The organism is Pseudomonas sp. NPDC087639, assembly GCF_044743385.1.
In the GTDB taxonomy this organism is placed as follows: domain Bacteria; phylum Pseudomonadota; class Gammaproteobacteria; order Pseudomonadales; family Pseudomonadaceae; genus Aquipseudomonas.
The window spans coordinates 44,232-52,623 of record NZ_JBIUWI010000040.1 but is presented as its reverse complement, the minus strand read 5'-3'; the positions used below and the strand labels follow the sequence as shown (position 1 = coordinate 52,623).

General features: G+C 55.3%; 11 protein-coding genes and 1 tRNA gene. 4 read left to right on the top strand and 8 right to left on the bottom strand.

The features are described from left to right. On the top strand, positions 1 to 1,581 hold a 1,581-nt coding region (locus tag ACIOVB_RS17470), incomplete at its 5' end, for an RHS repeat-associated core domain-containing protein (RefSeq protein WP_401269764.1). Between the two features lie 445 nt (positions 1,582 to 2,026). On the opposite strand, the gene ACIOVB_RS17465 is transcribed toward ACIOVB_RS17470, so the two are convergent. The 7 genes from ACIOVB_RS17465 to ACIOVB_RS17435 all read right to left on the bottom strand — a co-directional run bounded on the left by ACIOVB_RS17465 (position 2,027) and on the right by ACIOVB_RS17435 (position 4,758). Then, complete coding sequence (locus ACIOVB_RS17465; RefSeq protein ID WP_401269761.1) at positions 2,027 to 2,194, bottom strand: hypothetical protein; 168 nt, start codon at positions 2,192 to 2,194, stop codon at positions 2,027 to 2,029. Positions 2,195 to 2,316: 122 nt separating this feature from the next. After that, on the bottom strand, positions 2,317 to 2,739 hold the full coding sequence (locus ACIOVB_RS17460; protein ID WP_305442238.1) for a glycine zipper domain-containing protein: 423 nt from the start codon (positions 2,737 to 2,739) through the stop codon (positions 2,317 to 2,319). A 134-nt stretch (positions 2,740 to 2,873) separates the two neighbouring features. After that, on the bottom strand, positions 2,874 to 3,245 hold the full coding sequence (locus ACIOVB_RS17455) for a bacteriocin (protein WP_401269758.1): 372 nt from the start codon (positions 3,243 to 3,245) through the stop codon (positions 2,874 to 2,876). Between the two features lie 329 nt (positions 3,246 to 3,574). After that, positions 3,575 to 3,763 (bottom strand): hypothetical protein, encoded by a 189-nt coding sequence (locus ACIOVB_RS17450; protein ID WP_187680101.1) that lies wholly within the window; start codon positions 3,761 to 3,763, stop codon positions 3,575 to 3,577. 201 nt (positions 3,764 to 3,964) lie between these two features. Beyond that, the gene (locus ACIOVB_RS17445) at positions 3,965 to 4,285 is read right to left on the bottom strand and encodes a YbjQ family protein (protein WP_187680100.1); all 321 of its coding nucleotides are present in this window, start codon (positions 4,283 to 4,285) and stop codon (positions 3,965 to 3,967) included. Between the two features lie 151 nt (positions 4,286 to 4,436). Next, a tRNA-Ser gene (locus ACIOVB_RS17440) sits at positions 4,437 to 4,526 on the bottom strand. Continuing rightward, the gene (locus tag ACIOVB_RS17435; protein WP_401269756.1) at positions 4,522 to 4,758 is read right to left on the bottom strand and encodes a hypothetical protein; all 237 of its coding nucleotides are present in this window, start codon (positions 4,756 to 4,758) and stop codon (positions 4,522 to 4,524) included. Before ACIOVB_RS17435 ends, ACIOVB_RS17440 begins: the two co-directional genes overlap by 5 nt. A gap of 63 nt (positions 4,759 to 4,821) precedes the next feature. Between ACIOVB_RS17435 and ACIOVB_RS17430 the strand changes: the two genes are divergently transcribed. The 3 genes from ACIOVB_RS17430 to ACIOVB_RS17420 all read left to right on the top strand — a co-directional run bounded on the left by ACIOVB_RS17430 (position 4,822) and on the right by ACIOVB_RS17420 (position 7,557). Continuing rightward, positions 4,822 to 5,511 (top strand): crotonase/enoyl-CoA hydratase family protein, encoded by a 690-nt coding sequence (locus ACIOVB_RS17430; RefSeq protein ID WP_187680099.1) that lies wholly within the window; start codon positions 4,822 to 4,824, stop codon positions 5,509 to 5,511. A gap of 217 nt (positions 5,512 to 5,728) precedes the next feature. Further along, a complete protein-coding gene (locus tag ACIOVB_RS17425) occupies positions 5,729 to 6,451 on the top strand; it encodes a 1-acylglycerol-3-phosphate O-acyltransferase (RefSeq protein ID WP_187680098.1) in 723 nt (240 codons plus the stop codon). A 134-nt stretch (positions 6,452 to 6,585) separates the two neighbouring features. Beyond that, the gene (locus ACIOVB_RS17420; RefSeq protein WP_187680097.1) at positions 6,586 to 7,557 is read left to right on the top strand and encodes a magnesium and cobalt transport protein CorA; all 972 of its coding nucleotides are present in this window, start codon (positions 6,586 to 6,588) and stop codon (positions 7,555 to 7,557) included. A gap of 47 nt (positions 7,558 to 7,604) precedes the next feature. Here ACIOVB_RS17420 and ACIOVB_RS17415 read toward each other — a convergent pair whose 3' ends face one another. Continuing rightward, a complete protein-coding gene (locus tag ACIOVB_RS17415) occupies positions 7,605 to 8,333 on the bottom strand; it encodes an amidotransferase (protein ID WP_187680096.1) in 729 nt (242 codons plus the stop codon). Between the last annotated feature and the right edge of the window lie 59 nt (positions 8,334 to 8,392).

Here is an 8,392-nt window from a genome sequence, read left to right as displayed (position 1 = left end):
GACAACAGCAAACTCGATTACCACCACGCCAAGGGTGGTGCGCTCAGAGCCATCGACCTCAACGGCGCGTCACTGACCCGCCACGTCTATCAGTCAGGACGCGAGCAACAAAGGCAACAAGGTCTGCTGCTCAGCGATTACACCTACGACGATCAGGGCCGTTTACTCGCCCACGCCGTAGGCCATCAGCACGATTCGCTGTATCGCCGCGACTATGCCTACAGCGCCAACGGCAACCTTGAGCACATCGCCGATACCCGCCACGGCCAGCGCACCTACGGCTATGACGCTCTCGACCGTTTGATTCGCGTCCGCCACTCACGCGACGAACTGCCGGAATCCTTCGCCCACGACCCGGCCGGCAACCTGCTGATGCAGGATCGCTCCGGCCCGACGCAAATCAAGGGCAACCGCCTGCTGATGCAGGGCGACCGCCACTACGACTACGACGCCTTCGGCAACCTGATCCGCGAACGCCGCGGCACCGCGCAGAAACTCGTCACCGAATACCGCTACGACTGCCAACACCGCCTCATCGGCCTGACCCGCCCCGACGGAAAAACCGCCAGTTACCGCTACGACGCCTTCAACCGGCGCATCAGCAAAACCGTCGACGGCGCCACCACCGAGTTCTTCTGGCAGGGCGATCACCTTGTCGCCGAAAGCAGCCAAACCCACCACCGCAGCTACGTCTACGAACCTGGCACCTTCCGCCCGCTGGCGCTGCTCGACGGCAAAGGCCCGAAGCGCGCCTGCCCGTTCTATTACCAACTCGATCACCTCGGCACCCCGCAGGAACTCACCGACTACAGCGGCGAAATCGTCTGGTCGGCGCAATACGACGCCTACGGCAAAGTCGCCGCGCTGACCCTCGCCGCCGAGGAATACCTCGACCAGCCGCTGCGGTTTCAGGGGCAGTATTTCGACGCTGAGAGTGGACTGCATTACAACCGGCATCGGTATTACGACCCACGGCTGGGCCGGTATCTGACGCCGGACCCGATCAAGTTGGCGGGTGGGTTGAATCAGTACCAGTACGTGCCGAATCCAACGGGGTGGGTGGATCCGTTGGGGTTGAGTGATTGTCCGGGTGGGGATGGATGTAAGCGATTCTTTAAGACAAATGATCCAACTGCAAAAGTACCAAGTGGTGAGGATCCCCCCCTCCCTACCACCCAAACAAACCATGAATATTTATACCGTGGCGACAATAAGGATCCCTCAGAAATCTTTGAATACGGATTTAAAAGTAAAGGTGACAGTAATGACCTACTGCTTCACTCAATCGATAGTGATTTTCCGCCCAGCAACTTCATCAGCACATCACCGTCTAGAGAAGTGGGGAAAGAGTTTGCTACTGGATATGGTACAAAAACCGGATTCCTCTACACACTAAAAATGATCCCTGGTCACGACCTCAAAAAGGAACTAGGCGCCGCATATAAATTCGATAAAGAACAGGAGGTTGCCATTCCTGGCAGAATCAGAAGAGAAGACATCCTTGGCGCAACTATAATCATTGATGACGGCAGAGAATTCGGCTACTCCCTTCCAAACCCATACAGGCAAATAGGCAAATGATTTCCAAAATAAAAGTTACCGTCGGAATAAATGATAAAAAACAAGAAGTCGAACTCATCTGTGACGACACGGCGGTATCTATAACCCTAAGATTAGAAGACCAAAGCAGCCAAACTTATACAGATCGCGATTTCTATAAGTGCTTTGGATTACTAAGAAAAAACAACCCGCATATACGATTCTTCTGCAAGGGATCGAAAATCAATGTGCACCCATCGAGTATGTCGTCCCAAATGTCGCTCGGCTTAAAGGCGTACGAGTTAGTACACGGTAAAAAACCTTCTTTGGAAGACGTTGTATTCATATTTGATTACGAAGAAGAAAACCTCACGAACAACCCAGAAGAGCAAAGATCATTCTATTTAAATTGGATCACGTCTTAAACCTCGCTAAGGGGCCTAACCTAGGCCCTTTAGCGTTTCAAATAGGGGGATAAACCCACCCTTCACTGCTCATCTTCCTCCTCATCAAACTCACCATCAAACTCATCATCCGAATCAATCAGCGGCACCGGAGCATCCATCTGCGACCCCGGATCCTCATTCCCCGGATCATTGATAAACGGCAGCCCACTCGAGCCTTTTTCTTCCTTGCCTTCGGTTTCGGGAGTCATGGCAAACCTCATGATGTCGGGGAGTGTATGACGTTCGAAAGGCCCTGCTGCCAATCGTTCCCGAGTCGAACCCGTAGAAACGAAAAACCCGGCACACGGCCGGGTTTCTGTTTAATCGTCTATCAATGATGTTTGTTTTTATGCTTGTTCTTATGCTTATGGCCACCACCGGAATGAGACTTCCCGCCATCGTCACCCAGGTTGTTGCCGAGCGCACCACCTGCGGCACCACCCAATCCTGCACCGACAGCCGAACCGGTCGAACCGCCCAGGCTGTTACCGATCACTGAGCCGCCCGCAGCGCCAAGGCCACCGCCAATGGCGGCTTCCGTGCGATTGCGTTTATTCGCGCCGACGGCGCTGCCCGCCGCGCCACCCACACCGGCACCGACAGCAGCACCTGTGCTGCCACCGAGTTGTCCGCCGACCACATTGCCCAGCACACCACCCAGCCCGCCGCCCACGGCGGCCGAACCATCACCGGCAGCCATTGCGCCTTGAGCCACCAGCAATCCGAAAAACAGTGCAGATAATGACAAACGCATATGAACCTCACAGTTCCCGAGCCGGGACAGGCTGCCCATGCAGGGCTTATGTGTTATTGGAGACGATTACGGGTAAAACGTTCACCAACGCAAAGCCCGACATCGAGCCGGACTTTTCTGAACTGCAATCAATCTCAGTGACGCTTGTGCCCTTTGGACAGATTGCTGCCAACCGCGCCGCCGGCTGCACCGCCCAGGCCCGCGCCAATAGTAGCGCCATTCTTGCCGCCGAGACTGTTGCCGATCACCGAACCGCCGGCAGCGCCGACACCACCGCCGATGGCCGCTTTGGTCCGGCTGCCTTTACGTGCCGCCACTGCACTGCCCGCGGCGCCGGCGACGCCGGCACCAATCGCAGCACCGGTGCTGCCGCCCATTTTCTGGCCAACAACGTTACCCAGCGCGCCACCCAGACCACCGCCCAGCGCAGCGGTGCCGTCACCGGCAGCCATCGCACCTTGAGTAACGAGAAGGCCCAGAACCAGAGCAGGCAATGTTAAACGCATGACAAAAACCTCAAAAAATGGGTATGACAAAAAGGGCCGGGATTTAATGCCGTCGGAGCGCAAAAGTCCAGACAACATGAGTGAACTGCGCGCACTCGGCGCCGATTTGACAGCGATTCTGGAAAAGGTTTTATGACAGGCAAAAAAAAGCCCGCTGGGGAGACGGGCTGGAGACTTGCTTTCTAACGGATGGCTTCACCCTACTTTGGCAGACGTGAAAAGTTTGTGAAAAGCGTTTACATCCTCACTGCGCGTGTAGGAATTTTTTCCGATTGGTTGCGCCAGGCACAAAAAACCCCGCTCATTGACGGGGTTGTGGGTTGCAAGACTTACTTGCGGGCGCGGGTCGCGATCCTGGGTAAAAACTTCGCCTTCGGCCCTTTAGGTACCGTGGACTTGATCTTGCCGGTCTGCACCGGATCCTCACCAAAGCCCGACTGGTACTCGGTCTGGCCACATCGCACGCAGTTGTTGAAGGAAAATTCAGCGCCATCGTCTTCGATATACGGATCAGTCATACCTTCTCCCCTTCGAAACGGGTCGACACCGGCAAAGCTCTTTGCCTGAAAAAATATCGACCTTCAGTACTTTTGAGACTAGCCGGTCATTCCTGGACTTGTGATTCAGAAACGCTGACGCCCGACGAATGGCCTACAAAAGACCGGATGGCAACAAGTCAAAACGTCGAGATCCACAAATACCAACGTTCCGTACAATAATCAGCGCAACTTCACCGCAGTACCTGTCACGAACACCACAACCATACCGCCCTTGCCGGCCGGCATACTGATCTCGAAATCCACCCCAACCACAGCGTCCGCCTGCAAGGCGCGCGCTCGCTCCTTGATCTCCTCAGTCGCCTGGATACGCGCCTCCTTCAGCGCCCGCTCCAGCGTCTGAGAGCGCCCACCAAAAAAATCACGCATGCCGGCAAACATGTCGCGGATCACATTGACGCCCTGCACCGATTCGGCACTGACAATGTCTAGATAGGCGGTGATCTGACGGCCTTCGATGGCTTGAGTGGTGGAGATGATCATGGAAACAGTCCTTTTTCAGGCAGATAAAAACCGCGATTGTAATTCAATCGAGGATTAAGCCGATTTCAGCAGACACCCAACAAAATCCATACGCCAGAAACCACAAAACCCCTGACTTCTTTCGAAATCAGGGGTTTTGTGTAATCGAATATGGCGGTGAAGGAGAGATTCGAACTCTCGATACAGTTTCCTGTATACACACTTTCCAGGCGTGCTCCTTAAGCCACTCGGACACTTCACCGTATCTCTTCAAACATGTTCTGTCTGTCGAGGCGCGCTAATGTAGTCGAAAGCTTTTCCGATGGCAAACTTTTTTTCAGAATTTTCATGCGGTTAAGAGAAAAAACAGTTTTCCCCGCCAACAGGCCATGGCAAACCGGCCAATCTCCGGTGGGCACGCCCCCTTCTATATAGAAGACAGATAGCAGTCTGCGGGGGATGAGCCGATAAAGGGTGACCGACGGGTCAGTCACGGTGCTTTACCTGGCCTGCGGTGGTGGGTAACGTCTGCCCATCTTTCTTAAAGGAATAGCGTCATGAGTGAGTTGATTTCTTACCACCTCGAAGACGGTATCGCGACCCTGACCTTGAGCAATGGCAAGGTCAATGCCATTTCCCCGGACGTGATTGCAGCGTTCAACGCGGCGCTGGATAAGGCGGTGACTGATCGTGCCATCGTGATCATTACCGGTCAGCCAGGGATTCTGTCCGGTGGCTATGACCTGAAAGTGATGACCGCCGGCCCTAAAGAAGCGGTGGCACTGGTGACTGCCGGTTCGACGCTGGCTCGCCGTCTACTCTCTCACCCGTTCCCGGTGATCGTCGCGTGCCCGGGCCATGCCGTGGCCAAAGGTGCATTCATTCTTCTGTCCGCCGATTACCGTATCGGCGTCGACGGCCCTTTCAGCATTGGTCTGAATGAAGTGCAGATCGGTATGACCATGCACCACGCCGGTATCGAGCTGGCCCGTGATCGTCTGCGTCGTTCGGCTTTCCACCGTTCAGTGATCAACGGCGAGATGTTCGATCCGCAAAGCGCTGTGGATGCTGGCTTCCTCGATAAGGTGGTTTCCGCCGAGGAGCTGCAAGGTGCTGCCTTGGCCGCCGCACGGCAGTTGAAGAAGATCAACATGACGGCGCACAAGAACACCAAATTGAAGGTGCGCAAGGCGCTGCTGGAAACCCTGGATAACGCGATCATTCAGGATCAGGAACATCTGGGGTAAGCACCCGGTTCCAGCGATCAAGAAAAGCCCGACCGTCGTGTCGGGCTTTTTCTTACGCACCTGGTTGAAAATACCGTTGCAGCTCTAGGACGGGTCTGACAACCAAGCTTGAAACATGCGCTTAAACATCGGCTATCTCCGGACTCTATAGCAGCAATTGCCGAAAACAGTGCACATCCGTACACTGCGCCACCTTTTGTCCCGGTGGGGCCTGAAAATGCTGTTTGTGTTTCGTATGTTGTTGATGGGCCTGCACTTTATTCTGGCTGGCATGCTTGGGGTGATTCTCGGGTTGTGCCGTCCATTTAATCCGGACAACAGCCGTCTGTGCGCCCGCCTCTACGCGCTGCCGGCCATGTGCATTTTGCGTCTGCGGGTGAAATCCGATGTCAGCGGTTTGATGAACAAGCCCGACAGTTGCGTGATCATCGCCAACCATCAGTCCAATTATGATCTGTTCGTGTTCGGCAATGTGGTGCCGCGCCGCACCGTCTGTATTGGCAAAAAAAGCCTGAAGTGGGTACCGCTGTTCGGGCAACTGTTCTGGCTGGCGGGCAACGTGTTGATCGATCGTGGGAATGCGCAAAAGGCGCGTCAGTCGATGCTCACCACGACCAACACCTTGCAGAATGAAGACACGTCGATCTGGGTATTCCCGGAAGGCACGCGCAATCTCGGTGAAGAGCTGCTGCCATTCAAGAAGGGCGCATTCCAGATGGCAATTGCCGCTGGCGTGCCGATCGTTCCCGTGTGTGTCAGCAGTTACGTCAAACATATGCGCCTGAACCGCTGGCGCAGCGGGAAAATTCTCATACGTTCACTCCCGGCAATTCCTACTGTAGGACTGACCATGGATGACATGCCGATGCTCATCAGCCAGTGCCGCGAACAGATGCGCGAGTGCATCGAATCGATGGATCGGCAACTGCAAGCTGCCTGAAAAGCAAACCCGCCTTGTGCGGGTTTTCTTTTGCCGGGTGAACTGTGCAGATTTCACTGACTCTGAAGCAGCGACACGGCTAAGCTGATGCCTTGTATTCCCTGCCATCTGCCAAGAAGAAGTGAACCACCACCATGGGTCGAGTTGTTGCCGCTGCGGTGTACAGCGCGGGTAAGAAAGTCACCAATATTGCCATCGATGAGGGCGCGGCCTGGGCCGCCAAAACCGGGCACTTTGTGTGGATCGGTCTCGAAGAGCCAGACGCTCAGGAACTGGCCAACCTGCAACGTCAGTTCAACCTGCACGAACTGGCGATCGAAGATGCCCTGGAAAAACACAGCCGGCCGAAGCTCGAAACCTTTGGCGACGCTTTGTTTATCGTCACCTACTCGCCCATTCGCGAACACGGGGTTCTGCAATTCATCGAGACCCACATCTTCGCCGGCAAGGGTTACATCATCACGGCGCGTAACGGCCACTCGGCGTCCTACGCCCATGTCCGCCAACGTTGTGAGGCACGTCCACTGTTGCTGGAGCATGGGGAAGATTTCGTACTCTATGCGTTGCTCGATTTTGTCATCGAGAACTATCAGCCAGTGGGCGAAGCGATCCATGCCGAGATCGATGAGCTGGAACGCAACGTGTTGTGCAGTGCGTTGAATGAACGTGACGTACAGAAACTCCATGGCCTGCGCCGTGATGTGGTGCGCCTGCGCCGTTACGCAGCCCCTATGGTGGAAATCAGCGAGGAACTGCAGAAGCTGAGTTTCCCGTTCATCGACAAGAACATGCGCCCGTACTTTCGCGATGTGCAAATTCACGTCACTCGGCAGATGGAAGACCTGACGACACTGGCCGACATTGCCAGCCAGACCATTGAGATCGGAGTGTTGCTGGAAGCGTCACGGCAGAGCGTGGTGCAGCGCAAGTTTGCGGCATGGGCGGCGATTCTGGCCTTTCCGACCGCGGTAGCGGGGATTTACGGAATGAACTTCCAGAACATGCCGGAGTTGAGCTGGCACTACGGCTATTTTGCCGTGCTGGGGTTTATTACGGTGGGGTGTGTGAGTTTGTGGGCGAGTTTCAAGAAGTCAGGGTGGTTGTAATTCTGTGGTGAGGGATTGCTCCCTCATCACAAATTCCGCATCAGACTTTAAACGGCTTTAGCTTCAGGCTTGTGCGCCACAAAGCGCATCATCCACTCCGCCACCGTAGCGCCATGATGCTCTTGCTCCAGGCTGGCCAAGCCTTTGCTATAGATCTGCGTGCCCAACGCTTCCTGACGCAGATCCAGCAGCGCACGGGAATAGTCGTGAATAAACTCAGGATGCCCCTGGAAGCACAGCACCTGGTCGTTGATGTGGTACGCCGCAAACGGGCAGAAATCGCTCGAAGCAATTACCGTGGCGTTTTCCGGTAACGCAGTCACCTGATCCTGGTGGCTGATCAGCAACGTCAGTTCTTCACGCACCGGGCTCATCCACGGCGCCTTGGCCGCCAGTTTGTAGTTGTGAGTGCCGACGCCCCAACCTTGCGTGGCGCGTTCGCTCTTGCCACCGAGGAGCAGCGCCAGCAGTTGATGACCGAAACACACGCCAAGCAATTTGTCGCCTCGCTCGTAACGGGTCAACAGATAGTCCTTGAGGGTCTGGATCCAAGGATCGGTGCCAAACGAATCGGCCTTGCTGCCGGTGACCAGGTACGCGTCGAAAGTCTGATCATCGCTCGGGTATTCGCCCTGCATCACGTTGTAGACGGTGAACTCGGCGGCAATCGGCTGCTGCGAGAACAGGCGCTGAAACATCTGCCCGTAACCCTGATATTGATCGACCAGTTCCGGACGCAGGATGTCGGTTTCCAGAATGCAGATGCGTAGCGACATAAAAAATACCTGACACGTGATGGGAATAATGAACACCCCAGAGCCTGCCTTGAAACACC

Coding starts and splice junctions, on each gene's coding strand:
- ACIOVB_RS17425 (WP_187680098.1), top strand. CDS start 5,729: ATGCTGTTTGTGTTTCGTATGTTGTTGATGGGCCTGCACTTTATTCTG.
- ACIOVB_RS17450 (WP_187680101.1), bottom strand. CDS start 3,763: ATGACTGATCCGTATATCGAAGACGATGGCGCTGAATTTTCCTTCAAC.
- ACIOVB_RS17430 (WP_187680099.1), top strand. CDS start 4,822: ATGAGTGAGTTGATTTCTTACCACCTCGAAGACGGTATCGCGACCCTG.
- ACIOVB_RS17415 (WP_187680096.1), bottom strand. CDS start 8,333: ATGTCGCTACGCATCTGCATTCTGGAAACCGACATCCTGCGTCCGGAA.
- ACIOVB_RS17460 (WP_305442238.1), bottom strand. CDS start 2,739: ATGCGTTTGTCATTATCTGCACTGTTTTTCGGATTGCTGGTGGCTCAA.
- ACIOVB_RS17420 (WP_187680097.1), top strand. CDS start 6,586: ATGGGTCGAGTTGTTGCCGCTGCGGTGTACAGCGCGGGTAAGAAAGTC.
- ACIOVB_RS17445 (WP_187680100.1), bottom strand. CDS start 4,285: ATGATCATCTCCACCACTCAAGCCATCGAAGGCCGTCAGATCACCGCC.
- ACIOVB_RS17455 (WP_401269758.1), bottom strand. CDS start 3,245: ATGCGTTTAACATTGCCTGCTCTGGTTCTGGGCCTTCTCGTTACTCAA.
- ACIOVB_RS17465 (WP_401269761.1), bottom strand. CDS start 2,194: ATGACTCCCGAAACCGAAGGCAAGGAAGAAAAAGGCTCGAGTGGGCTG.